Annotated in this window: 25 protein-coding genes; 10 read left to right on the forward strand and 15 right to left on the reverse strand. The window is 70.2% G+C overall.

The annotated features are described in order from the left end of the window. Genes soxX through soxA form a run of 4 tightly spaced genes read left to right on the forward strand, consistent with a single transcriptional unit; the run spans position 1 to position 2056 of the window. Complete coding sequence (gene soxX, locus AC1MGR_RS02980; protein ID WP_181259679.1) at positions 1-486, forward strand: sulfur oxidation c-type cytochrome SoxX; 486 nt, start codon at positions 1-3, stop codon at positions 484-486. Then, the gene (locus AC1MGR_RS02985) at positions 483-959 is read left to right on the forward strand and encodes a SoxY-related AACIE arm protein (protein WP_480233599.1); all 477 of its coding nucleotides are present in this window, start codon (positions 483-485) and stop codon (positions 957-959) included. The genes soxX and AC1MGR_RS02985 overlap by 4 nt, the downstream gene beginning before the upstream one ends. A gap of 6 nt (positions 960-965) precedes the next feature. Next, complete coding sequence (gene soxZ, locus AC1MGR_RS02990; RefSeq protein ID WP_108036847.1) at positions 966-1286, forward strand: thiosulfate oxidation carrier complex protein SoxZ; 321 nt, start codon at positions 966-968, stop codon at positions 1284-1286. Between the two features lie 17 nt (positions 1287-1303). Further along, complete coding sequence (gene soxA, locus AC1MGR_RS02995) at positions 1304-2056, forward strand: sulfur oxidation c-type cytochrome SoxA (protein ID WP_480234918.1); 753 nt, start codon at positions 1304-1306, stop codon at positions 2054-2056. Between the two features lie 3 nt (positions 2057-2059). Here soxA and chrA read toward each other — a convergent pair whose 3' ends face one another. Further along, positions 2060-3292 carry a chromate efflux transporter gene (gene chrA / locus AC1MGR_RS03000; protein WP_480234919.1) on the reverse strand — a complete coding sequence of 411 codons (1233 nt, stop codon included), beginning with the start codon at positions 3290-3292 and terminating at the stop codon, positions 2060-2062. A 304-nt stretch (positions 3293-3596) separates the two neighbouring features. On the opposite strand from chrA, the gene AC1MGR_RS03005 reads away from it, so the two are divergent. From AC1MGR_RS03005 to AC1MGR_RS03020, 4 genes are all read left to right on the forward strand, one after another. Beyond that, complete coding sequence (locus tag AC1MGR_RS03005; RefSeq protein ID WP_480233600.1) at positions 3597-3824, forward strand: hypothetical protein; 228 nt, start codon at positions 3597-3599, stop codon at positions 3822-3824. A 312-nt stretch (positions 3825-4136) separates the two neighbouring features. Continuing rightward, positions 4137-4721 carry a TadE/TadG family type IV pilus assembly protein gene (locus AC1MGR_RS03010; protein WP_480233601.1) on the forward strand — a complete coding sequence of 195 codons (585 nt, stop codon included), beginning with the start codon at positions 4137-4139 and terminating at the stop codon, positions 4719-4721. A gap of 70 nt (positions 4722-4791) precedes the next feature. After that, complete coding sequence (locus AC1MGR_RS03015) at positions 4792-5430, forward strand: TadE/TadG family type IV pilus assembly protein (RefSeq protein WP_480234920.1); 639 nt, start codon at positions 4792-4794, stop codon at positions 5428-5430. Between the two features lie 24 nt (positions 5431-5454). After that, positions 5455-7110 (forward strand): TadE/TadG family type IV pilus assembly protein, encoded by a 1656-nt coding sequence (locus AC1MGR_RS03020; RefSeq protein WP_480233602.1) that lies wholly within the window; start codon positions 5455-5457, stop codon positions 7108-7110. 24 nt (positions 7111-7134) lie between these two features. On the opposite strand, the gene AC1MGR_RS03025 is transcribed toward AC1MGR_RS03020, so the two are convergent. The 13 genes from AC1MGR_RS03025 to AC1MGR_RS03085 form a co-directional block, all read right to left on the reverse strand. Then, positions 7135-7926 (reverse strand): FadR/GntR family transcriptional regulator, encoded by a 792-nt coding sequence (locus AC1MGR_RS03025; protein ID WP_480233603.1) that lies wholly within the window; start codon positions 7924-7926, stop codon positions 7135-7137. A 47-nt stretch (positions 7927-7973) separates the two neighbouring features. Next, entirely contained in the window at positions 7974-9461 is a 1488-nt protein-coding gene (locus AC1MGR_RS03030; protein WP_480233604.1) for a M81 family metallopeptidase, read from the reverse strand. 28 nt (positions 9462-9489) lie between these two features. Further along, positions 9490-10737: a M20 family metallo-hydrolase gene (locus AC1MGR_RS03035; RefSeq protein ID WP_480233605.1), complete on the reverse strand. Its 1248-nt coding sequence runs from the start codon at positions 10735-10737 to the stop codon at positions 9490-9492. Between the two features lie 23 nt (positions 10738-10760). Then, the gene (locus AC1MGR_RS03040; protein ID WP_480233606.1) at positions 10761-11474 is read right to left on the reverse strand and encodes an ABC transporter ATP-binding protein; all 714 of its coding nucleotides are present in this window, start codon (positions 11472-11474) and stop codon (positions 10761-10763) included. Next, positions 11471-12259 carry an ABC transporter ATP-binding protein gene (locus AC1MGR_RS03045; protein ID WP_108036827.1) on the reverse strand — a complete coding sequence of 263 codons (789 nt, stop codon included), beginning with the start codon at positions 12257-12259 and terminating at the stop codon, positions 11471-11473. Before AC1MGR_RS03045 ends, AC1MGR_RS03040 begins: the two co-directional genes overlap by 4 nt. Further along, positions 12256-13368: a branched-chain amino acid ABC transporter permease gene (locus tag AC1MGR_RS03050; RefSeq protein WP_480233607.1), complete on the reverse strand. Its 1113-nt coding sequence runs from the start codon at positions 13366-13368 to the stop codon at positions 12256-12258. The genes AC1MGR_RS03045 and AC1MGR_RS03050 overlap by 4 nt, the downstream gene beginning before the upstream one ends. A gap of 13 nt (positions 13369-13381) precedes the next feature. Next, the gene (locus AC1MGR_RS03055; protein WP_108036822.1) at positions 13382-14236 is read right to left on the reverse strand and encodes a branched-chain amino acid ABC transporter permease; all 855 of its coding nucleotides are present in this window, start codon (positions 14234-14236) and stop codon (positions 13382-13384) included. Between the two features lie 154 nt (positions 14237-14390). Further along, positions 14391-15608: an ABC transporter substrate-binding protein gene (locus tag AC1MGR_RS03060; RefSeq protein ID WP_480233608.1), complete on the reverse strand. Its 1218-nt coding sequence runs from the start codon at positions 15606-15608 to the stop codon at positions 14391-14393. A gap of 252 nt (positions 15609-15860) precedes the next feature. Beyond that, positions 15861-16211, reverse strand: a complete 351-nt coding sequence (locus AC1MGR_RS03065) for a hypothetical protein (protein WP_480233609.1) — start codon at positions 16209-16211, stop codon at positions 15861-15863. Between the two features lie 44 nt (positions 16212-16255). Further along, positions 16256-17071, reverse strand: a complete 816-nt coding sequence (locus tag AC1MGR_RS03070) for a transglutaminase-like domain-containing protein (protein WP_480233610.1) — start codon at positions 17069-17071, stop codon at positions 16256-16258. A 98-nt stretch (positions 17072-17169) separates the two neighbouring features. After that, positions 17170-17433 carry a hypothetical protein gene (locus tag AC1MGR_RS03075; protein WP_480233611.1) on the reverse strand — a complete coding sequence of 88 codons (264 nt, stop codon included), beginning with the start codon at positions 17431-17433 and terminating at the stop codon, positions 17170-17172. Between the two features lie 292 nt (positions 17434-17725). Beyond that, positions 17726-17911, reverse strand: coding sequence for a hypothetical protein (locus AC1MGR_RS03080; RefSeq protein ID WP_108036816.1), 186 nt, complete (start codon positions 17909-17911; stop codon positions 17726-17728). Between the two features lie 12 nt (positions 17912-17923). After that, positions 17924-18136 carry a hypothetical protein gene (locus tag AC1MGR_RS03085; RefSeq protein ID WP_480233612.1) on the reverse strand — a complete coding sequence of 71 codons (213 nt, stop codon included), beginning with the start codon at positions 18134-18136 and terminating at the stop codon, positions 17924-17926. 421 nt (positions 18137-18557) lie between these two features. On the opposite strand from AC1MGR_RS03085, the gene AC1MGR_RS03090 reads away from it, so the two are divergent. Both AC1MGR_RS03090 and AC1MGR_RS03095 read left to right on the forward strand, forming a co-directional pair. Next, positions 18558-21701, forward strand: a complete 3144-nt coding sequence (locus AC1MGR_RS03090) for a polysaccharide deacetylase family protein (protein WP_480233613.1) — start codon at positions 18558-18560, stop codon at positions 21699-21701. A 171-nt stretch (positions 21702-21872) separates the two neighbouring features. Continuing rightward, entirely contained in the window at positions 21873-22256 is a 384-nt protein-coding gene (locus AC1MGR_RS03095) for a hypothetical protein (protein ID WP_480233614.1), read from the forward strand. Here AC1MGR_RS03095 and AC1MGR_RS03100 read toward each other — a convergent pair. Then, complete coding sequence (locus AC1MGR_RS03100) at positions 22237-23550, reverse strand: MFS transporter (protein ID WP_480233615.1); 1314 nt, start codon at positions 23548-23550, stop codon at positions 22237-22239. The genes AC1MGR_RS03095 and AC1MGR_RS03100 overlap by 20 nt on opposite strands. Between the last annotated feature and the right edge of the window lie 46 nt (positions 23551-23596).

Genomic DNA, 23596 nt, shown 5'->3' on the forward strand with positions numbered 1-23596 from the left:
ATGCCCGGCTGGGCCTGGATCGCCTGCACGATCCTGGCCGCGCGGGCCGAGGCCGGGGCGGGAGCCGAACCTGGGGCTGAGCCCTTGCGGCCCGTCGCCGTCGTCGACCAGGCCATACCCGCGAGCCTGACCGGAGTTCCGGGGGATCCTGCGCAGGGCCGGGCCCTCGTCATCGACCGAACCAAGGGGCTCTGCCTGCTCTGTCATGCCGGGCCATTCCCCGAGGAGCGCTTCCCCGGCAATCTCGGTCCCGACCTCACGGGCGTCGGCGAAAGGCTCTCGCCGGGCGCCCTGCGCCTGCGCCTCGTCGACGGTCGGGTCTTGAACCCGGACACCATCATGCCCTCCTATTACAGCCTCGCGGGCACCACGCGGGTCGGCGCGGCCTGGCGCGGCCGGCCGGTGCTGGGCCCGCAGGACATCGAGGACATCGTCGCCTTCCTCGCGACCTTGCGCGACACACCACCGGAGAGGCCGGCGCCGTGACCCCGCAGAGACCCCACCGCCCGAGCCGCCGCGGCCTTCTCGCCCTGGGACCGGCCATGGTCGCGACCGTCGCCCTGCGCCCGGTGGCGGCCGGTGCCGCGATCCGCACCGAGAGCACGGCCGAGGCCATCCGGCGCTTCGCGGGGGCGGCCGAGATCCACCCGGGGCGCATCCACCTCGACCTGCCGCCGCTGGTCGAGAACGGCAACGCCGTGACCATCACGGTGGCGGTGGAGAGCCCGATGACGCCGGAGGATCATGTCCGCCGCATCGCGGTGTTCAACGACAAGAATCCGCAGCCGAATGTCATCACGGTATACCTAGGGTCGCGTGGAGGTCGCGCGGCGATCACGACCCGAATCCGCCTCGCCGACACGCAACGCATCACCGCCATCGCGGAGACCAGCGACGGGCGCTACTGGTCGACCACGGCCGACGCGATCGTCACCCTCGCCGCCTGCCTGGAGGGCTGAGCCGCCATGGCCCGCACCCTGATCAACGTGCCGAAGACCGCCCAGGCCGGCGAGGTCGTCACGATCAAGACCCTGATCTCGCACCCGATGGAGACCGGCTTCCGGCCGGGGGCCGACGGGCGCATCCGCCCGCGGGACATCATCACGGAGTTCACCTGCCTGTACGACGGCGAGACGGTGTTCCGGGCGGAGCTGTTTCCGGCGACGGCGGCCAACCCGTACCTGACCTTCACCCTGCGGGCGACGCAGACGGGCACGCTCACCTTCACCTGGCGCGGGGACAACGGTTTTGCGCAGACCGAGACCGCGACCCTGACGGTGACGTGAGGCGGCTCGCGCTCCTGATGCTGGCGGCCCTGTCGGCGGGGCCGGTGCGGGCGGGTGAGATCCCGCCGGCCGAGCGGCGCTCGGGCTTCGACACCATGAGTCCCGACATCCAGGCGATGCAGCGCGACGGGATGGCCAACCCGGCCCTGCTCTGGCTCGAGGACGGCGCCGACCTCTGGGGCAAGGCGCCGGCCCCGGACCGGCCCGCCTGCGCCGGCTGCCACGGCGAGGCCGGCGCCACGATGCGCGGCGTCGCCGCCCGCTACCCGGCCTGGGACGCCGAGACCGCGGCCCCGATCGACCTCGTGGGCCGGATCAATGCCTGCCGGCGCCACCACCAGGGCGCGGAGCCCTACGCTCACGAGAGCCGCGAGCTCCTCGGGCTCGCCGCCTACGTCGCCGCCCAGTCGGCGGGCCTGCCGATCACGGTCCCGGACGATCCCCGCCTCGGACCCGCCCGGGCGGCCGGCAAGGCGCTGTTCACGCAGCGCATGGGCCAGCTCGACCTGTCCTGCGCCGCCTGCCACGACGACAATCACGGGCGCCGCCTCGGCGCGGCCCTGATCCCGCAGGGGCACCCCACCGGCTACCCGCTCTACCGCCTGGAATGGCAGGGGGTCGGCTCGGTGCAGCGGCGCCTGCGCAACTGCATGACGGGGATGCGGGCCGAGCCCTTCGCCTACGGCGCGGCGGAGTTCGTCGCCCTGGAGCGCTACCTGATGGACCGGGCCGCGCCCCTGCCGGTGGAGACCCCCGCGGTGCGCCCGTGAGCCTCAGGGGAGCCGGGCCAGCACGAGCCCGCCGGCCGCGGTGAGCAGGACGACGATCCAGGGCGGCACCCGCCCCGCGGTGAGCAGCACGAAGGCCAGGACCGCGACGGCGAAGTCGCGGGCATTGCCCACGGCGCTGATCCAGACGGGATCGTAGAGGGCGGCCCCGAGGATGCCGACCACGGCGGCGTTGGTGCCGCGCATGGCCGCCTGGGCGCGGGGGCGGGCGCGCAGGCCGTCCCAGTAGGGCAGGGCGCCGTAGACCAGCAGCAGCCCCGGCAGGAAGATCGCCACCAGGGCGATCGCCGCCCCAGCCAAGCCATGCGGCACCGGGCCGACCGCCGCGCCGAGATAGGCCGCCACGGTGAAGAGCGGCCCCGGCACCGCCTGGGCGGCGCCGTAGCCGGCGAGGAACCGGGCCGGATCGATCCAGCCGGGGCCGACCACCTCCGCCTGCAGCAGGGGCAGCACGACGTGGCCGCCGCCGAACACCAGGGCGCCCGCCCGGTAGAAGGCGTCGAACAGGGCGAGCCCCTGGCCCGCCGGACCCGCGCCGCCGCCCGGGCCGAGCAGGGCCGGGACCAGAAGGGCCGGCCCGACGAGCAGTCCCGCGAACAGGACCAGTGCCACCGCGCCCGCCCGGCGCGAGACCGGAACCGCGAGGCGGCCGCCGGTGGCGGCGGGCGCGCCCCCGCACAGGAGCAGCCCGGCCGCGGCCCCGAGGGCGATCACCAGCACCTGACCGACGGCGCCGGGCAGGAAGACGACCCCCATCAGCGCCGCGACGGCGATCCCGGCGCGGGGCCGGTCGGGCGTGAGGGCGCGGGCCATGCCCCAGACCGCCTGGGCCACCACCGCCACGGCCACGAGCTTCAGGCCGTGCAGCACCGCCTCCGCCCAGGGGCTCGTCAGGGCGCCGGCCCCCAGGGCGAAAGCGAGGAGCACCAGCGCGGAGGGCAGCGTGAAGGCCGTCCAGGCGGCGAGCCCGCCGAGGAGGCCGCCGGCCCGCAGAAGCCCGAGGGAGAAGCCCACCTGGCTGGAGGCCGGTCCCGGCAGGAACTGGCACAGGGCGACGAGGTCGGCATAGCCCGCTTCGTCGATCCAGCGCCGACGCTGCACCAGCTCGTCGCGGAAATAGCCGAGATGCGCGATCGGACCGCCGAAGGACGTGAGGCCGAGCTTGAGGAACACCCCGAACACCTCGGCGGCCCGGCCGGCGGTCGGGCGGGGCCGGATGGCCGGCGCCGAAGGCTGCTCCTGTGGATTCACCCGTCGCTCCTGGTTGGCGGCCCCGCGGGAGGATGCCGTGCTGCGCGCCCTCCCTGTACCGGATCGGCGGCCGGAGGCCATCGCGGACGGCGCTCGCCCCCGGGCCCGCGCAGGCGCGGAGCGCGCCGGATCGACCCGGAGGCGCCGGCGCCCGAGGGCTTCGACGGGCACCCCCGACGCGAGCGCGCACGCGGAGCGGACAGCCAACCGGTTTGTGATGAAGACGGATCGCGGCCGAGTCCGTTCCTGGCGGAACGAAGAAGGGCCCCGAATGACACCGTCAGGACAGAACTGGATCGAGACGCTCCGGGATTTCGACATCCGCATTCTCGCCGCGGAGGCGGCGGTCAGGGAGCAGGCCGCGCGCGTCCTGGACGCCATCGAGGAGCGCCACGCGATCGAGGACGCGAAGGCCCGTTTCACGGCTCTCCAGGACGCCCTCGACCAGCTCCGGAGGGACCGGGACGCCTGGCGCGACGGGCTGCCGCCCCGGGACTGAGCGGCCATTCGATCCCCCGGCCCGACTCGTCCCGGACGCGCGGGAACCGGTGCTTAGATCGGATGAGTCCGAAGACGCGCGAAAGCACAATTTCGAAATACGGATTCATACATTGTGAATTGCTGGCCCGTATGTCTGTAGCGCGTAAGCTTTGAAATGCGGACCGTATGCAACTCCTACGTTATAGAGCCTGTATCACAGAAAATTGTCCCGATGCGATGCGTTCAGAAAATCTATCAAAAGATAATTTTGAATCGTATAGGGCGACCTTGCCGGCCTGAGACGACCACAAGAGCCAATCGTTTTCTTGGGTTGCGCGCCGTCACGCTGGTCGAGCGATTTCGCTCGGACAATCGTGGCGCAACGGCCGTTGAATTCGGGCTCGTCGCAATTCCGTTCTTCACAATGCTGGCGGCGATCATTCAGATTTCGTTTCAGGTCTGGGCCGCGCAAAACCTCGACTATGCTGTTCAGAAGGCAAGTCGCACCATTCTGACGGGATCCTTTCAGGTGGCCAATAGTGGGCAGCGGGACCCGGCCGTTCTCCTGGGACGCCTGCGGGACAATCTCTGCAACTCCGGCGCGCTGATGCCGGCCTTTGACTGCCAGTCGATCAAGCTCGACGTCACCCTGAGCGCCTCCTACGGCAACGGCAGCGTCCCCAGCCCGTTCGATTCGAGCACGGGCGGCTGGTCCAGCACGGCCGGGACGCAGTTCAGCTGTCCGCAGCCGGGCGCCATCGTCGTCGTTTCGGCGGCGGCCAAGTTTCCGGTGTTCTTCTCCTTCCTGAAGCTGAGCCCGAATACGTTCGCCGACGGATCCCAGCTGATGCAGTCGACGGCCGTCTTCCGGACGGAGCCCTACCAGACGACATCAACCACGGGCTGCAACACCTGACATGGGTTCGCCAGGCTCCTCCACGTCGCCCGGCCGCGACGTTCACACCCTCCGGGGTCACACCCGCGTGATGCGCACCCTCCGGACGCGCGCCCGTTCGTTCGGGCGCGCGTCCGGCGGGGTCTCCGCGGTGGAGTTCGCGCTGATCTTCCCGATCATGCTCATGCTGCTGGTCGGCATCATCGAGCTGTCGAATGGCGTCGACAACTGGCGCAAGGTGACCCTCCTGTCGCGGGCCGTCGCGGATCTCACGTCGCAGGGTGACAAGCAGAACCCAATGACGGATGCGGCGATGGCCGACATCCTGAAGTCGGCAAAGCTCATTCTTCGGCCCTTCGACACGACGAACGTCAAGATCGTCGTGAGTGCGCTGGGGGTCGACCTGAAGGGCTTCTCCCTGAGACCCGTCGTCTGTTCGAGCGCCGCCACGGACAACGCCAAGGCGCGCGCCACCGGGGCCGCCTCGGACCTGAGCGTCCCGCAGGGATTCCAGGTCACCGGCACCCGCTACATCCTGGCGGAGGTGACGATGCCTTACGCGCCGATGCTCGGCAGCGCCCTGGTGAACCAGCTCGGCGGCACCAACGGTCAGATCACCCTGACCGTCAACACGCCCTGGCCGACCCGCGGCGGCCAGCCCTACGGGGTGAATCCCTACAGCGAGGTGCTCCTGCCCAAGGGATCGCCTTGCCCCGCCCCGGTGACCTGAGTGCGACGAGATGAGGAGATGATCGTGCGTCGTCCTGGTTTGGTCCAACGCTTCCTCGTCGATCGCCACGGGAACGTCGCGGTGATCTTCGCGCTCGCGAGCCTGCCGCTGCTCGCCTTCGCGGGGGCCGCCCTCGATTACGGAACCGCCACGCGGATGCAGGCCAAGCTCCAGGCGGCCACCGATGCGACGGCCCTGAACCTGTGCCAGAGCCCGAACACCACGACCACGGCCCAGATGCAGAGCCAGGCCCAGACCATGATGGCCGGCTACATGGGTGCGGCCGGATTGAGGGTCGATCCCATCACCGTGACGACCAACCCGCGCAAGATCGTGCTGGCGACCCACATCAGCTCGCCGGCCCTGTTCGGCCAGATCACCAAGACGCTGGACCTGAACCCGACAGCCTTCGCGCAATGCGCGACGCCGCTTCCGAAGACGTTCGAGATCGCCCTCGTGCTGGACACGACCGGCTCGATGAGTTCGAGCGGCGGCAGCATGACGAAGATGCAGGCCGCCCAGCAGGCAGCGAACAACTTCATCGACTACGTCCACAACAACCCTGCCTTCACCGCGGATACGCGGATCTCGATCGTTCCCTTCGCGGCGTCCGTCGCGGTCAATCCGGCCACGTACCGGAATGCGACCTGGATCGATAAGCTCGGCAAATCCTCCTACCACTGGACCAACGTCACCGGCGCCACGGCGGCCGGGTTCACCAGTCGGTTCGGGATCTTCGACTCCCTCAAGACCGTCTCGCCGAACTGGGGCTGGGGCGGATGCCTGGAAACCCTGCCCTATCCACTGAACGTCCAGGACGGGCAACCGGGGTCGAGCGCCGATTCCCTCTACGTCCCGATGTTCGCACCCGACGAGCCGGGCCAGGGGACGACGTCCTATACGTCCTATGCGGGGAACTACACGTTCAACAGCTACCTGAACGACTCGACGGGCTCCAATTCCTGCAAGGCGGACAGCAGCCTGACCTTCGCCGCGACCGAGGCGCGGGCATGCAAGTACGTCAATCCCCAGGGCGCGGCGCCCACGGACAGTTCCTACCTCGCCCTGCCGAACGGGCCGAATTTCGGCTGCACCAGTCAGCCCCTGCAGCGGCTGACCAACGACGTCACGATCCTGAAGTCGCTGGTCTCGAGCCTGAAGCCGCAGGGCGCGACGAACATCCTCGAGGGCCTGATGTGGGGATGGCGCACGCTGTCGCCCAACAGCGTCTTCGGCGACGGCGGATCCTACTCATCGGCGAACGTGAACAAGATCATCATCCTGATGACCGACGGGGCGAACAGCTGGAGCGACAACCCCTACGCGAACTACAACGAGACGTTCTTCTTCTCGATGGGGTATTTCAAGAACGCCGACGGCTCGACGCCGAACGGCCGCCTGCCGCCCAATTACCAGAATCTCACGAACACGACCCAGGCGCGCAACGCCCTGGACGCCCTGACCCAGACGGCCTGCACCAACGCCAAGACGGCCGGCATCCAGCTCTACACGATCGGCTTCAGCACCTCGGGGGATCCGATCGACAGCCAGGGCCTGAGCCTGCTGAACGGCTGCGCGAGTTCGCAGAGCCAGGCGTTCATCGCCAACACCTCGGACGCCCTCATCGCGGCCTTCGACCAGATCGGGAAGAGCATCGGAACCCTGCGCCTGACCCAGTGAGGACGCGCGTCCCGGGCCCGGCCCTCACACGCCCGTGCCGTTCGCGCCCCGGCGGCTCAGCAGGTCCTTGCGGAACTTGGCGTCGAGGCGCTGCATGAAGTGCTCGGCGCAGCACATGTGGTCGTGCATCTCGCGCCGGACGGCCTCGGCATCCTCGGCGCGGTAGGCAGCCACCAGGGCGCGGTGGCTTTCGAGGTTGTGGGCGCCGAAGGCCTCGTGCTCGGTGAGGCTGTCGCTGCGGAACTCCACGAGGTCGCGCAGCAGACTGTTGAGGAACCGGCACATGAAGGCGAGGAGCGGGTTGTCGCTGGCGTCGCACAGGATGTCGTGGAAATCGACCTCGACCACCCGGCCGAGACCGCGCTGGTCGCCCGCATTGGCCGCCTCGCAGGCGCCCATGTTCTCCTCCAGGCGGCGGAACTCCGCCTCCCCGAGGCGGCCGACCACGCTGACGCCGAGCGTCACCTCCAGGCTGCGGCGCAGGGCGTAGACCTGGGCGAAATCAAGCTCCTGGAAATGCAGGAACCGGCGCAGCTGCTGGGCGGCGGCGTCCACCGAGATCGGGCGGATCTCCGGGCCACCGTTGGGGCCGGACTGCATCGTCACCAGGCCCTGGACCTCCAGGGCCTTCAGGGCCTCGCGGATCGTGCCCTTGGCGCAGCCGTAATGCTGCATCAGGGCGCGCTCGTTCGGCAGGCGGTCGCCGGGGGCCAGGCGCTCGCGGGCGATCCGGTTGCAGAGATCCTCCGCGATCTGGTCCGACAGCTTGATCCGCCGCATCGGCGCGGGCGGGCCGTCCGCCTCCGGCGTGCTCATCGGGCAACCTGACTCATCGGGGGACTTCGCTCATCGGGGGACGTCACTCATCGGGGCGTCCAGGTCGCGTCTGCGTCGAGGGGGAAGACCGGGCGGGCGAGCTTGGCGAAGGGGAACAGCCCGTAATCGGAGCTGGTGACGCCCCGGCTCGCACATTCCACCACCGACCGGGCGATGGGCTCGAAGACCGGCCGGCAATACATCCGCGACTTCAGGATCAGCACCCGGGCCGCCGCCGGATCGAGGCCCGAGCCCGTGAACACGCCGAGGTCCCAGGGCTCGTGCGGCTCCTCCGTGACGAGAATGCGGGCCGGCCCCGTGTCGAGCACCGCCGCCCGGCCCATGCGGCAGCGTTGGCCGGTATAGGTCGGGCCGGTGATGACGTATGTCCCGTCGCCCAGGGCCGCCACCGTGCCGGCGAGGGGGAGGGGGGCCTGGCGCGGGAAGCCCGGCAGGGGCACCCGGTTGCCGAGGGCGCATTCGACCCGCGCGCCGACGCCCGCCGCGTGCAGGGCCGCCACGGCCTCCGGGTCGCAGATCGGGCCCGCCAGGATGCCGTCCATCCCGGCCGCGAGGGCGGCGGCGAGGACGTCCATCACGTCGCAGGTACCGCCCGACATGCAGTTGTCGCCGTGGTCGAGGAGGAGCACCGGACCCGCGCCCGGGCCGGCCAGCGCGGCTTTCGCCGCCGCGATGGAGTCGGCCAGCGGCGCCTCGTCGTAGACGAAGTCGTCCCGGGCGTCCCAGAGCCCGGCCGCGAGGTCGCGGGCCGCCGCATCCGCGGCCCCTTGCGTCTCCGCCGTGACCGTGACGGAGACGCCGGCCTCGGCGAGGTCCGCCAGGGAGAAGCCGCCGAAGATCGTGGCGGCGAGCACCCCGGGGCGGGCCTCCGCCGCCCGGGCGGCGGCCACCGCCGCCTGCATCGGGCCGGGCACGCGGGTGTCCATGCGCAGGGTGTGGGCCAGCATCGGCGGATGGACCCAGGCCCGGCGCGGCACCAGGCCCTCGTCGAGCATCCGCCCGACGATGCCGGCGACGAGGGCGCCCGTCTCGGCCATGTCCACGTGCGGATAGGTCTTGAAGCCGGCGATCGCGTCGCAGTTCGCCACCATGCGCGCGGTGATGTTGCCGTGGAGGTCGAGGGCGACGCCGAGCGGTACGCCGGGCGCCAGGGCGCGGATACGGGCCAGGAGTTCGCCCTCGCCGTCGTCGTGGCTCTCCGTCACCATCGCCCCGTGCAGGTCGAGGAGGATGGCGTCGCAGCCGGGGCGGATCGCGTCGAGGATCGCCGTGGCGAGCGCCTCGAAGGCCGCGTCCGCCACCGGGCCGCTCGGGTTGGCATGGGCCGAGACCGGCACCGCGACGGTGGCGCCGCGCGCCTCCGCGAAGCGGATGAAGGCCCCGAGCGCCGTGGTGCTGTCGCGCCCCGCCGCCAGGGCGGCCTCGCCCCGGAGCGGATTGAAGGCCGCCAGCGGGGTCGCCAGGGGCGAGAAGGTGTTGGTCTCGTGGTTCACCCGGGCGGTGACGATACGCATGCGATTCGCGCCTTGCTGGGGATCGGGATCAGGCCGCGGGGGCGTGGCGGGCGTCGTAGTCGAGCACCGCGTCGAGCAGAACCTGTGCGCCGGCGGCGCATTCGGACGGGGCGGTGGCTTCGGCCGGGTTGTGGCTCAGGCCCCCGGCGCTCGGCACGAACACCATGGTGGTGGGTACCAGGGCGGCGACGTGGGCGGCGTCGTGGCCGGCCCCCGAGACCATGTCGCGGGTGGCGTGGCCGCCCTTCTCGGCCGCCCGCCGGACGGAGGCGATGCAGTCGGGATCGAAGGCGACGGGCGCCGTCCGGGCAATGGTCTTGAGCTGGGTCTCGAGGCCGAGCTCGGCGGCGACGCGCGCCACGGCCGCCTCCAGGGCCGCCTCCAGCGCGTCGAGCACCGCGTCCTGCGGGTGGCGCAGGTCCACGGTGAGGAAGACGTGGCCCGGGATGACGTTGTTCGAATTCGGCGTCACCGTGAGGTGGCCGACGGTGCCGACCGCGTCGGGGGAGTGCGCCTGGGCGGCGGCATCCACCGCCTCCACCAGGCGGGCGGCGCCGAGGAGCGCGTTGCGCCGCATCGGCATCGGGGTCGAGCCCGTATGGGCGGACCGGCCCTCGAGGGTGACCTCGTACCAGCGCATGCCCTGCACGCCCTGCACCACGCCGATGGTGGCGCCCTCCGCCTCCAGGATCGGCCCCTGCTCGATGTGCAGCTCGAACATCGCCCCGAACGGCACCGAGCCCGCCGGCGCCGCGCCGCGATAGCCGATGGCGTCGAGGGCCGCGCCGAAGCGGGTGCCGGCGCTGTCCTGACGGGCCTCCGCCCAGTCGCCCGCGTAGATGCCCGCATAGACGCCGGAGCCCAGCATGGCGGGGGCGAAGCGCGCGCCCTCCTCGTTGGTCCAGTTCACCAGCAGCAGCGGCGCCTCGGTGACGAAGCCCGCCCCGTCGAGGGTGCGCAGCACCTCGAGCCCCGCCAGCACGCCCAGCACCCCGTCGAACTTGCCGCCTGTGGGCTGGGTGTCGAGGTGGCTCCCCAGCGCGATCGGCTTCAGGTCCGGGTTCCGGCCGGGGCGCAGGGCGAACATGTTGCCCACCGCATCCACCGTGAGGGTGCAGCCCAGGGCCTCCACCTGGCTCCGCAGCCAATCGCGCACCCGGCGGTCCTCGTCGCTCAGGGTCAGGCGGGCGATGCCGCCGTCGGGGGTGGCGCCGATGGCGGCGGTCTCCGTCAGGGTGTCCCAGAGGCGCTCGGCGTTGATCGTGAGGTTCGACATCGGTGTCCCGGATTCCCTTCTGCTCACGCCGCCTTCACGCCGAGGAAGCGGTCGCGCGCCGCCTCGTCGGCGACGAAGTCGGCATTGCCGGCCGCGTAGGCGACGCGGCCGAGTTCGAGGATGTAGTGGCGGTCGGCGAGACTCGTGCAGACCGCGAGGTTCTGCTCCACCAGCAGGATCGGGACCCCGGCCGCGCGGATGGCCCGGATCTGGGCGACGATCTCCTCGACGATGACGGGGGCGAGGCCCTCCACCGGCTCGTCGAGCATGAGGAGTTTCGGCCCCGAGAGGAGGGCGCGGGCGATCGACAGCATCTGCTGCTCGCCGCCCGAGAGCTGCGCGCCCCCGTTGCGGCGGCGCTCCTCCAGGCGCGGGAACATGGCGTAGATGTCCCGCAGGCTCCAGGGCGAGCCCTTGCGCACGGCGATGGCCAGGTTCTCCGCGACGCTGAGCAGGCTGAAGATGCCCCGGTCCTCCGGCACCAGGGTGAGGCCGGCCCGGGCGATGCGGTGGGCGGGCCAGCCCGCCACGTCGGTGCCCTGGAAACGCACCCGGCCGCCGCGCGGGGGCAGGAGGCCGCTGATCGCCTTGAGGGTCGAGGTCTTGCCGGCCCCGTTGCGCCCGAGGAGGCAGACGATCTCGCCGTCGCGCACCTCCAGGCTGACGCCCTGGAGGATGTGGCTCTTGCCGTAGAAGCCCTGGACCCCGTCCAGGCTGAGGGCGACGGGGCCGCTCACGAGACGTGCGCCCGGGCGGGCGTGAGGTCGCCCGTGATCATGTTGCCGAGATAGGCCCGCCGCACCTCCGGGTCGTCGCGGACCCGGGCCGGCGGCCCCTCCACCAGCACCCGGCCGGCGCGCATCACCGTCACGGTGTCGGAGATGTTCATGACGATGCCCATGTTGTGCTCGATGAACAGGACGGTGTGATCGCGGCCGAGGTCGCGGATCAGCGCCGTCATGGCGGCGATGTCGTCGATGCCCATGCCGGAGGTCGGCTCGTCGAGGAGGATGACCTTCGGCGCCGCCGCCATCGCCATCCCGACCTCGAGGCGCCGCTGCTGGCCGTGCGAGAGCGCGCCGGCGGCGCGCAGGGCCACCCGGGTGAGGTCGAGGCGCTCCAGCATCGTCTCCGCCATGGCCAGGGCCGGCCGGTTGGCCTCGGCCCGGCGCCAGGGAGCGAGGGCCTGCCAGGGCGTCTTGCCCTGCGCGGCCAGTCGCAGGTTTTCGCGGACGCTGAGCGTCGGGAAGAGGCTGGTGACCTGGAACGAGCGGGCGAGGCCGAGGCGCACCCGCTCGTGGTCGGCGGTGCGGGTGATGTCCCGGCCGGCCAGGGTGATGCGCCCGGCCGAGGGTGCGATCCGGCCGGTCAGGGCGTGGAACAGGGTCGTCTTGCCGGCGCCGTTCGGCCCGATGATCGAGTGGACGCTGTTCTCGGCGATGCGCAGGGTCACGTCCTGCAGCGCGACGAAGCTGCCGTAGCGGACGCCCAGGGCGTCGGTGGCGAGGATCGGCGTGCTCATCGGGTGGCCTCCGGCGCGGAACTGGCGCCAGGCTGCCCTCCTCCCCCTTGTGGGGAGGAGTTGGAGGTAGGGGTGGTCGGGTGACCCTCGACAGGCGGAGGCTGGCGGCGCCACCCCCACCCCTGGCCCCTCCCCACACGGGGGAGGGGGAGGCCTCCCTCTGGCGGCGGCGCCCGTGTCACGAGGGCGACGGCGTGCTCGATCAGGCCCCAGAGGCCGCGCTGCAGGAACAGCGTGATGACGATGAGGAGGAGCCCGAGCAGGAGGAGCCAGCGCGGCCAGATCGCCGAGAGGGCGTCGGCGGCGAGCAGGTAGGCGCCGGCCCCGAGGAGCGAGGCGAACAGGTTCGCGGCTCCGCCGATGATCGTCATGATCAGCAGGGTCTCGCTGGTGTGGTAGTCGATGTTCGAGAGCGGCGCGACGCCGATCAGCATGGCGTGGAGCGCGCCCGCGAAGGCCGTCACCGCCCCGGAGATCGCGAAGGCCGCGACCTTGAAGGCGCGCACCGGATAGCCGATCGCCCCGGCCCGGCCCTCGTTGTCGCGGATGGCGAGCAGGGTGCGCCCGAAGGTCGAGAGCGCGACCCGCTGCAGGGCGGCGAAGAGCCCGAGGAAGAGCACGGCCACGAAGGCGTAGTAGGTCCAGGGATCGGACAGGACCGTGCCGGCGAGGCGCGGGCGCGGAATGTCGAGCAGGCCGTTGTCGCCGCCGGTGATGCCGCTGAAGGTGTAGGCCAGGAAGTAGAACATCTGCGAGAAGGCCAGGGTCAGCATCACGAAGTAGACGCCCTGGCGCCTGATCGAGACCCAGCCCACGGCGGCCGCCACCAGCGCCCCCAGGGCCAGGGACAGCAACAGCATGACGGAGGCGGGCAGGCCGGCCCGGACGAGGCCGAGCCCGGCGACGTAGCTGCCCAGGCCGAAGAAGATGCCCTGGCCGAAGGAGAGGAGGCCGGTATAGCCCAGCAGCAGGTTGCAGGCGGCGACCGCCAGCCCGTAGATCAGGATCTCGCTCGCCAGCGTGCCGGAGCGCATGACGAGGGGCAGGATCAGCACGGCGGCGAGCGCCAAGCCGAACTGGACGAGGGGCCGGTCGAGCAGAGGGACCATCGCGAACGCCTCCTCAGGCCCGGCCGAACAGGCCGCGCGGCATCGTCATGATGATGCCGGCCATGCCGAGATAGATGACGAGGCGCGCCCCCTCGGGCCACAGGGTGGCCATCAGGCTCTGGGCGATGCCGACGAGGAGGCCGGCGGCGAGCGCCCCGGCGTAGCTGCCCATCCCGCCGATCACCACCACCACGAAGGCGATGCCCAGGGCCTCGACGCCCATGAAGGGCTCGACGCCGCGGATGGGGGCGGCGAGCGCCCCGGCCAGCCCCGCCAGTCCGGCGCCGAGGGCGAAGACGGCGGTGTTGATGCGCAGGGTATCGTAGCCGAGGAGGGCCATGTTCGCCGGCGATTCCGAGCCGGCCCGTACGATGGCGCCGAGCCGCGTCCGGTCGAGGAGCCACCACAGGCCCGCGGCCAGGATCGCCGTGAAGCCGATCACGAAGAGCCGGTACTCCGGATAGACGAAGTCCCCGAGGATCATCACGCCGCTCAGCGCCTCCGGCGGGGCGACGTTCCCGCCGAGGGGCCCCCAGACGATGATGACGAGCTCCTGCACCACCAGGGCGAGGCCGACCGTGACGAGGATGTGGAAGGTGTGGGGCAGCTTGTAGACCCGGCGCAGGAGCAGCCGCTCGGTCAGGGCCGCCAGCCCGGCGACGACGAAGGCGGCCAGCGGCATCGCCACCCAGAAGCTCAGGCCCCGCTCGACGCCCTCGTAGGCGAGATAGGCCCCGAGCAGGTAGAACGCCCCATGGGCGAAGTTCACGAACTGCAGCAGCCCGAAGATGATGCTCAAGCCCACCGCCAGGAGGAAGTAGAGCATCCCGAGCCCGAGGCCGTTCAGGATCTGGAACAGGTAGGTCACGGGGTCTCCCGGCGGAGTGTGGCTCGACGCGGCCCTCCTCCCCCTTGTGGGGAGGAGTTGGAGGTGGGGGTGGCTGGGTGACCCTCAGGGCTCGGAGGCCAGCGGAACTACCCCCACCCTCGATCCCTCCCCACAAGGGGGAGGGAGGGGGCCCTCACGCCATCTTGCAGCCGGCGGCCTCGGGCGAGAGGAACGACTTGCCGGACTGGATGACGTCGGCGAAGTCGTCCTTGTCCTTCATGGCGGACTTCGCCTTGCCCTTGAGCAGGTAGTAATCCTTGATGACCTGATGGTCGGCGGCGCGGATCTCCTCCTCGCCGGTCAGGCCGGAATAGCGCATCCCTTCCAGCGCCTTGATCACGGCGGGGCCGTCGGCGCTCCCGGCCTTGGCCGCGGCGTCGAGGAGCAGCTTGGTGATCTGGTACGAGCCGGCGAAGGAGTAGTTCGGCGTCATCTTGGCGGTCTCGCGGACCTTGGCCACCAGGGCCTTGTTCAGGGGCGAGTCGATGCCGTGCCAGTACTGCGCGCCGAAATAGACGCCCTCGCAGAGGTCGGCGCCCAGGGCCTCGAATTGCTCCAGGCCCGAGGCCCAGGCCAGCACGATGGTCATGCGCTTCTTGAGGCCGAAGCTCACCGCCTGGCGCAGGGCATCCGAGGATTGCGAGCCGAAGTTGAGAAGCAGCAGCACGTCGGGCTTGGCCGCGATCGCGTTGGTCAGGTAGCCGCTGAACTCCTTCTCGGCCAGCGAGTGGTAGCTGTTGCCGACATGCTCGATGCCCTTCTCCTGGAAGACCGCCTTGGCGGCGCTGAGGAGGCCCTCGCCGAACACGTATTGCGGGGTGATGGTGTACCAGCGCTTGGCGTTGGGCATCTGCGCGATGAGGGGCCGCACCGTCTGCGCGATGGCGCCGAAGGTCGGCACCGTCCAGCGGAAGGTGCCGCGGTTGCAGTCCGAGCCGGTGATCTCGTCGGCGCCGGCCGTGGTGATGAAGACGCCGTCGGATTTCGCCGCCTCCTTGCCCATCACCAGGGCCTCGGAGGAGAGGATGCCGCCTGCGAAGAGCCGCGTGCCCTGCGCCATCGCCTCCTGCACCTTGCGGGCGGCCGGCGCCGGCTTGCCCTCGGTGTCGATGTCCGTGACCGTGACGGTGCGGCCGAGGACCTTGCCGGCCTCCTGCGCCGCGAAGGCGGCGCCGAGCGAGGCGTACTTGCCGTTGGCCGCGAAGGCGCCGGAGATCGGCAACGGCGCGCCGATGACCAGGGGCCCGTCCGCGGCACGGGCGCCGCGCAGGAACCCGGACAGCGGGAGGCCGGAGGTGCCGAGGGCGGCCGCCGTCAGCGAGGTCTTCAGAAACGCACGACGATCACGCATGGCACCGCTCCTCGCTCTCGCGCCGGACGAACTATCCAAACTATACGCATAGAATATGCGCCTGTTCGATCCGTCAAGCGGTCGTCGATGTTGCACTGCACTTGCGCAAATGCTGGTCGTAAGCCGCGATTTCAGGCAGCCGATGCCTGTTATCGCTGCAGGATCGCCGGGCCTCGGTGAGCCCGGCTTGGCGGAGGGCGAAGCCCGATTCGATCGTGGCCACGCCGATCCGGCCCGCGCGGTGCCCTCGGATCAGACCCCGATCGCGCCGTTGTGCAGGGCGCGCAGCTCGACGTAGCTCATGGTCTCGCTGCTCCAGCTCGGTCCGTCGCAATCGTGCAGCCGCTTGGGGAGGGGCTTGTGCTTGTCGCCCTGGTAGAACCCCATCACGACGGTCTGGCCGTCGGTATCGTCGCGCTCGATCCGGTAGGCCGGCTGAACCCCCACGCCGAGGCGGCTGATCCGAACCCGCAGGGTCGGGTTGCGCGCCTGATCGGGGACCATGTTGCGGTACACGCCCCGCAGGTACTCGAGGCGGTCGGCGTTCCGGCCGGCGAGATCCGCGATGGAGACGTTCTCGGCGAGCATGGTGGTGGTGGTCATGAGGTTCGGCTTTCGGTGGGGGTGGGGGCGCTTCGCGGCGCCGGTCAGGCGACGGCCGGGGCTTCCTCGGTCGTCACCACGAAGCGGGTCAGGGTGTTGGGCCCGAAGGTCAGCGTGAGCGGCACGTCGGCGGCATCCCGGCCGTAGGCGATCAGGATGCGGCCGATCCGCGACGCGTTGTTGCGCGGATCGAAGGTGTGCCAGCGGCCATCGAGGAAGACCTCCATCCAGGCCGCGAAGTCGCCCGGCGCGTGCGGGAGCGGCAGGCCGATGTCGCTGACGTAGCCGTTGCAGTAGCGCGTCGGGATGTTGAGGCAGCGGCAGAACGCGATGGCGAGGTGCGCGTAGTCGCGACAGACGCCGCGCTGCTCCTCAAACACCTCGAAGGCGGTCCGGGTGGCGCGGGCATGCTCGTAGCCGAAGGTGATCCGGTCGTGCACGTAGTCGCAGATCGCCTGGACGCGGCTCCAGCCGGGCGGCAGATGGCCGAACAGGTCCCAGGCGATCTGCGAGAGGCGGTCGGTCTCGCAGTAGCGGCTGCCCAGGAGGAACAGCAGGCTGTCGGTCGGGAGCTTCGCGATCGGCGTCTCCGTCGCCGTCGGGTGCGGATGGTCTCCGCGGCCCGCGTCGCGCACGATCGTCTCGGTCTTCAGCGTGAACGTGCCGGCCGGAGCCGTCATCCGCTGGCACCAGTTGCCGAAGCTGTCGCGATAGCCCTCCAGCGGCACCGCGGGCTGCGTCACGAGGTGGTCCGGGCGCTCCAGGTCCGAGACCCGCGACGCATGGACGTTGAGGGTTGCGATGACCGGGGTGGGCTGGGGGAAGCTGTAGGTCATCTCGCAGCCGACGAGGATGCGCATGGGGTCTCTCCGGAGGTGTCGTCGCGCGCGGGATAGGGCCGCCGTGCCGCGAGGGGGCGGGGTCGATGGCCGGGCGGGTGGCCGCCGGCGGGGGCGCCTCAGTGCAGGGTTGGCGGCGGCTCGAGGAACGCGCGCATGCCGCCGCCGGCCTCGACGGCCTCGGTGAAGGCATCGAGGGCATCCTCGTCGCAGGGGAAGGTGGTGTCCCACAGGGTCGACCAGCCCGCCGGATCGATGACCTCCAGGATCCAGGGATCCTGCGAGCCGGCGAAGCGGTAGACGTTCACCGTGACCGTGATGCCGTCCTGGGTCGCCTGTCCGGTCAGGTCCGAGAACTCCATCATCGGCTTCTCGTAGGGCATGCGGTGTCTTTCTCGATGGACGAGGTCACCGCAGGAACCCGCACGGGTGCCTATCACATGAGCCGAGTAACAGGTCTTAGCAGAGATCGGGCCGGAGCGGTTCGAAAATCGCGATTTCCCGCAGCACAGTGTCGTCGCTCCGGTGTTGTACTTGTCGAGCCCGGGCCGTGAGCGTGTTTCGGTCCGTGGAACGTCTGATCATCCCGCTGGTCTGTATCGGGAGACTGGTGGATCTCCGAGCGCCGGGCTGCGCGGTCCGCAAACGGCCTGTCGCGCCGGTCAAACCGGGGACCTATCCGGTCTTGGTCAGAAAACCGGTCTTGGCCACGAGGAAGAGTCCGGTGCCGATGGCCAGCAAGGTCCTGGAGATCCAGGAGAACGCGAGGGCGCCCGCCCCGTCCTCCAGGGATCGCAGATGGGCGACCTGGGCGAACAGGGCGGCCCAATAGGCCGCCCAGAGGCCGAGGATCAGCGCCATCGGCCCGGCGGGCTAGGCTTCCACCCGGCGCTCGTGCCGCCACAGCGCGATGGCGTGCCGGCGCGCCTCGTAGGCCCGCCGCATCGGCGTATCGGCGGCGCCTTGCGCCTCCGGACGGTAGCCGAAGCGGAGGACGCCCTCCGACCCGTAGAGACGGGTCATCTCGGAACGCCACACCTGATCCGTGCGGGTGAGAACCGCCTCGGTCTCGGCCAATCGGTTCATGGGCATCGGGGCTCGCTGATGTGACGGGATCTTTACCTCAACGCGCGCCGACGCCAGAGGCTCCGGGGCACGTTCGAGGCTTTCGCGCGCCGCCCCGGTTTCCATGCCGCCGGCGAACGCCCCTCCGGCGTCATCGTCGGACTCGACGCGGGCCCGGGACCACCCGGGACTAACCATTGTCAGGTATCCGCACTGGCCCCCCGGAGGTAATCCCCTTGGCGGAATTACTTTGGCCGATCAACCGGGTATGATTCGCAGTATCAGGTATTCGTTCGAAATCTGACAGTTGTGATTGCTGTCGTGATGACTGCGGGATGACGTATTCCCATCATTGATCCGCATCGCTCGGAGAGAAAAGCCTGAGGGATTTGCCCTTGCGGCGCCGGGCCGACCTTCTACTCTTGCGAGAGGACTTTTTGTCATGCCTACGGTTGATGGCAACCTGAACGACTGGACATCGTCGGCTCGGCTCAATCCCGCAGGCACGACAACCGCCGGATACAGTCTGTATGGCGACCTGTCGGGTGGTGTCCTCACCTTCGCCCTGCAGGCGCCGACGGGGACGTCGATCGGAGCCTATACGACGCTCTGGCTGAACACGGACAAGGACGCCACCACCGGCTACAGCATCTGGGGCCTGTACGGAGGCTACGACTACAACATCAACATCGCTGCCGACGGCAAGCCGTACCTCTATCGCGGGGGCGACGGACAGACGCTCGTGTCGCCCACGCCGCTGACCTTCGCCTACAATGCCGACCACACGGTCCTGGAGGTCAGCGTCTCGGCAGCGCAGATCGGGACGCCGAAGAGTCTTAACGTCCTGGCCGACGTGAACAACACCGTCTTCCTGCCGGGCGATTACGGTGCCGGCCCCTACACCCTCTCGGATGCGAGCACCCTTCCGGCCCGGACCTATACGGGCCACAAGGTCGGCATCGTCTACTCGGAATCGACGGCCGCGAACTACTTCAGCCCGATGGCGTATTCGCAGCTGTTCATGGCGGCGCAGAACCAAGCCGCGGCCGCGGGCGTCCCCTACGACCTCCTGTCGGAATCGGATCTCACCGATCTGGCGAAGCTGTCGAACTACGACACGCTGATCTTTCCCTCGTTCCGCAACGTCGCCGCCGCGAAGGTCGCGGCGATCACCGACACCCTGACGAGCCTGGAGAAGAACTACCACGTCGGCATCATCACCGCCGGCGACTTCATGACGAACGACGAGAAGAACGTTGCACTTGCCGGCGATTCCTACGCGCGCATGAAGGCGCTCCTGGATGTCAGCCGCGTCGACGGGGTCAACGGCGCGAATGTCGAGGTCAAGGCGGCGGCCACGACCAATCCGGTCATGGCCGGGTACACGGCCGGCGAGTCGATCCACCAGTACACGAACATCAGCACCTCCTACTTCACCAGTACGGACGGGCTCGGCACGACGCTCGCCAATCAGATCGTCAACGGTCAGTCCCAGATCGCCGTGATGGCGACGCAGACCGGGGGCAAGAACGTTCACTTCGCCACGGACGGCATGCTGGCCGACAACAACATGCTGGGCCACGCCCTGGACTGGACCATGGCGCCGACGACGGGACCGGACGTCAGCCTCCACATGAGCCGGAACAAGGCGATCGTCGCCGCCCGCGTGGACATGGATCAGGCCATGTACACCGAGGATGTCCGACCGGCCTCCGGAACGGGCATCTACGACAAGCTCCTGCCGATCCTGACGCAATGGAAGCAGGCCTACAACTTCGTCGGGTCGTACTACATCGACGTCGGCAACAATCCGGCCGAAGGGGAGACCACGGACTGGACCTACTCGAAGAAGTACTACAACCAGATGCTGGCCATGGGGAACGAGATCGGCTCGCATTCCCTGACCCATCCGGAGGACACCAACGTCCTCACCGCGGCCCAATTCCAGACCGAGTTCCAGCAATCCCGCACGATCATCGAGCAGCAGCTGGGATTGACCAACATCGGTGCCGCCGTTCCCGGGGCGGGTGAAAATCTCGCGACCGCGCGGCAGATCGCGCAGTACTATCCCTACATCTCCGGCGGCGCCTCCCTGATCGGCGCCGGATATCCGGGGGCGATCGGCTATCTCAGCCCGACGGCCACCGATATGAAATCGGTCTACATCGCGCCCAATACCTCCTTCGACTTCACCCTCGTGGGCTACCAGCACCTCACGGCCGCGCAGGCCTCGGCGGCCTGGGCCAAGGAATGGGCGACGCTGACGGCGCATTCCGACCTGCCGGTCGTGGTCTGGCCCTGGCACGATTACGGGCCGACGGATTGGCTGACCGACACGACGGATGCCGGCTACACCCAGCAGATGTTCACGGACTTCATCGCGCGGGCGGCCCAGGCGGGCTCGGAGTTCGTAACCCTGGCCGACCTCGCCCAACGGACGGCGACCCTCGAGAAGTCCGACGTCAGCTACAGCTTCGATGCGGCGTCGAATGTCCTGACCGCGTCGGCGACCACCGCGGCCGGAGATCTCGGCAAGTTCGCCCTCGACGTCGGCACCGGCCATACGATCAAGAGCGTCGCCGGCTGGTACGCCTACGATAGCAATAGCGTCTTCGTGCCGAAGGCGGGCGGGACCTTCAAGATCGCCCTCGACGGCACCCCGGACGACGTCACCCACCTGACGACCCTCGCGGACCGGTCCGACCTCCTCAGCGTGACCGGTGACGGCAGCAACCTCAGCTACTCGGTCGTCGGTGAGGGCCACGACATCATCCAGCTGAAGTCCCATGCCGGGCAGATGGTGCAGATCACCGGAGCGGATGCCGCGAGCCTGTCCGGCGCCAACCTGGACCTGACCCTGAACGGACTGGGCCAGCACACCGTCTCCGTCGTCCTCGCATCGGCGCCGGTCGGGACGACCGCGAGCGATTGGATCTTCGGAACGGACGGCGCGGATACGATCAATGGCGGGGCCGGAGCGGACACGCTGCAGGGCCTCAATGGCAACGACACCTACATCGTCGACAACATCGGCGACCGGGTCATCGAGGCCGTGAATGGCGGGATCGACACCGTTCAAAGCTCGGTGACCTACACGCTGGCGGCGAATGTCGAGAAGCTCGTCCTGACGGGGACGAATGCCATCAACGGAACGGGCAATGCCCTGGCGAACGTCCTGACCGGGAACAGCGCGGCGAACACGCTCTCCGGCGGCGACGGCGCCGATATCCTGGAGGGCAAGGCCGGCAACGATATCCTGACGGGCGGCCTCGGCGCCGACGCCTTCATCTTCAACAAGGCCGGCCAGGGCATCGACCTCGTGCGCGATTTCTCGCGGGCGCAGGGCGACAAGCTCCAGGTGCACGCCTCCGATTACGGGCTTCCGGTCGGCACGCTCGCGGCCGACTGGTTCGAGACGACCACCACCGGTCTCGCCACGAAGGCGCACGCGGAGTTCGTCTTCAATTCGGGGTCGCACACGCTGAGCTGGGACGCGGACGGCATCGGAGGGGCCGCCGCCATCCAGGTGGCGACCTTCTCCAACAACCCGCTGCTCCAGTATCAGGACTTCGCGATCATCGTTTGATCGCGCGGTCGGCTGGGACCGCTCCGGCGCGCCCGGCGCGGGCAGCCCGGCCTTCGGTGCCGGGCCGGGCGCGATCCGGCGGACGACCGTTCGCGGCCGTCCTGGCGTTGCGCCCGTCGGTGTTGCGCTTTTGTTCTAGGCTGCGGCGGACCGGGCGGCCATACTCGGCCCATGTCGCCGACCGTCCGCTCCGCCCTCCTGCTGATCAGCCTCGCGCCGCAGGCGGCGACGGCCCAGGGGACGGGCCGGCCCGAGGCCGGGCTCGCCGCTCTGGAGCGGGCCTGGCACGCCTGCGTGCGGGACGCGTTCGCGCAGCAGCCGCGGACGCAGAGCCGCGCCGGCTCCCAGCGCAACGCCCTCGATGCCTGTCAAGCCCAGGAAGATGCCTTCGTGGCCGCGGCGATGACCGAGGTCGATGCCCGGTCGCGCGAGGCCCGCGCCGGCGAGCCGGCCCGACGCCCGGCTCTGACCGAGCGGGCGCGCGCCTGGGCCGCCTCCGTCGCCAGCGACGTCCTCGATCCGGTCTCGTCCTGGTTCAGCGCCCTGCGCCGCTGAGCGGGCGGCCCATCCGCGCCGCGCGGAAGGCCAGCAGGATCCCGGGGACGCCCACGAGGCCGTACAGCAGCATCAGGGCCCGTCCGAGATGCTCGGCCCCGAAGACGGTGTCGGCCAGGAGCCCCAGGAGGGGCGGCCCGGCGCCCGAGGCCGCCAGGGTCACGGCGGCGATGAAGAGGGCGCTGACCCGCCCGCGCAGGCTAACGGGCGTGAGGAGCTGCACCCCCGTCACGGCGGGCGGTGCGGTGAACCCGATCACGGCCGTCAGGAGGGTGAAGGCGGCGAGCGAGAGCGTCCGGTCGGAGGCCACCGCCATCACGATCGCGGGCGGCAGGGCCGCGATCAGGCCGAGACCGAGCAGGCGCGAGGCGGCCGCACGCCGGCGCGCCCGCGCCACGCGGTCCAGCAGCAGGCCCGCCGTCAGATGGCCGAGCGGGCCGCCGATCAGGAGCAGACCGCCCAGGACGATGCCGCTCTCCGCGGGACTCATCCCGTGGTTTCGCACGTAGAGGGTCGGCCCCCAAGCGGCCAGGCTCCGGCCCATCAGCACGGCGCAGGCCGCGGCGGCGCAGTGGGGCAGGTAGATCCGCCGGCGCCGGAGGATCCACGACCAGGCGGGTTTCAGCCCCGCCCTGGCGGCGGGCGGGGCCCGCGGCAGTCGGACGGCGACTGCGCCGAGCATCAGCGCGAGGTTGGGCAGGCAGGCAAGGAGGAACAGGGCGCGCCAGGGCGGCAGCGGGCCGAGGCCGGGAAAGGCCAGGCCACCCCGCTGGACCAGCCAGGCCAGGATCGCACCGCCGGCCAGCAGGGCGAAGCTCTGCCCGAGGCTCCCCCCCGCCGTGAACAGCGACACGTTCCGGGCCATGCGGCCCGGCCCCGAGCCGTGGGCGATGAGCGACAGCGAGGCCGGCGCGAGGCCGGCCTGTCCCAGTCCCAGGACGAACCGACTGAGGAACAGCACCGCGAAGGCGCCGGCGAGACCGAATCCGAGGGTCGCCAGGGTCCAGAGGCCGATGCTGGCGAGCAGGATCGTGCGCTGGTGCCCCCGATCCGCCAGGCTGCCGAAGAGCGGCATGGTCAGCGCGTACAGGATGACGAAGGCCGAGCCGTGGAGCAGGCCGAGCTGGGCGTCGCTGAGGACGAGGTCCTGCTTCACCGGGGTCGTCACGAGGGTGATCAGGAAGCGGTCGCTGGCCGCCGAGAGCTGCGCGAGCACGAGCAGGGCCAGGGGGCCGAACCCCAGGACCGTGCGTGCCGATGCCGGGAGCGGATGCCTTCCGGACGCTTCGCTCATTCGGTCCGCGACGCGCGAGGGGGCGGCTGCGCGCCGGACGCGAGGG

Source organism: Methylobacterium sp. BI1, from assembly GCF_056680125.1.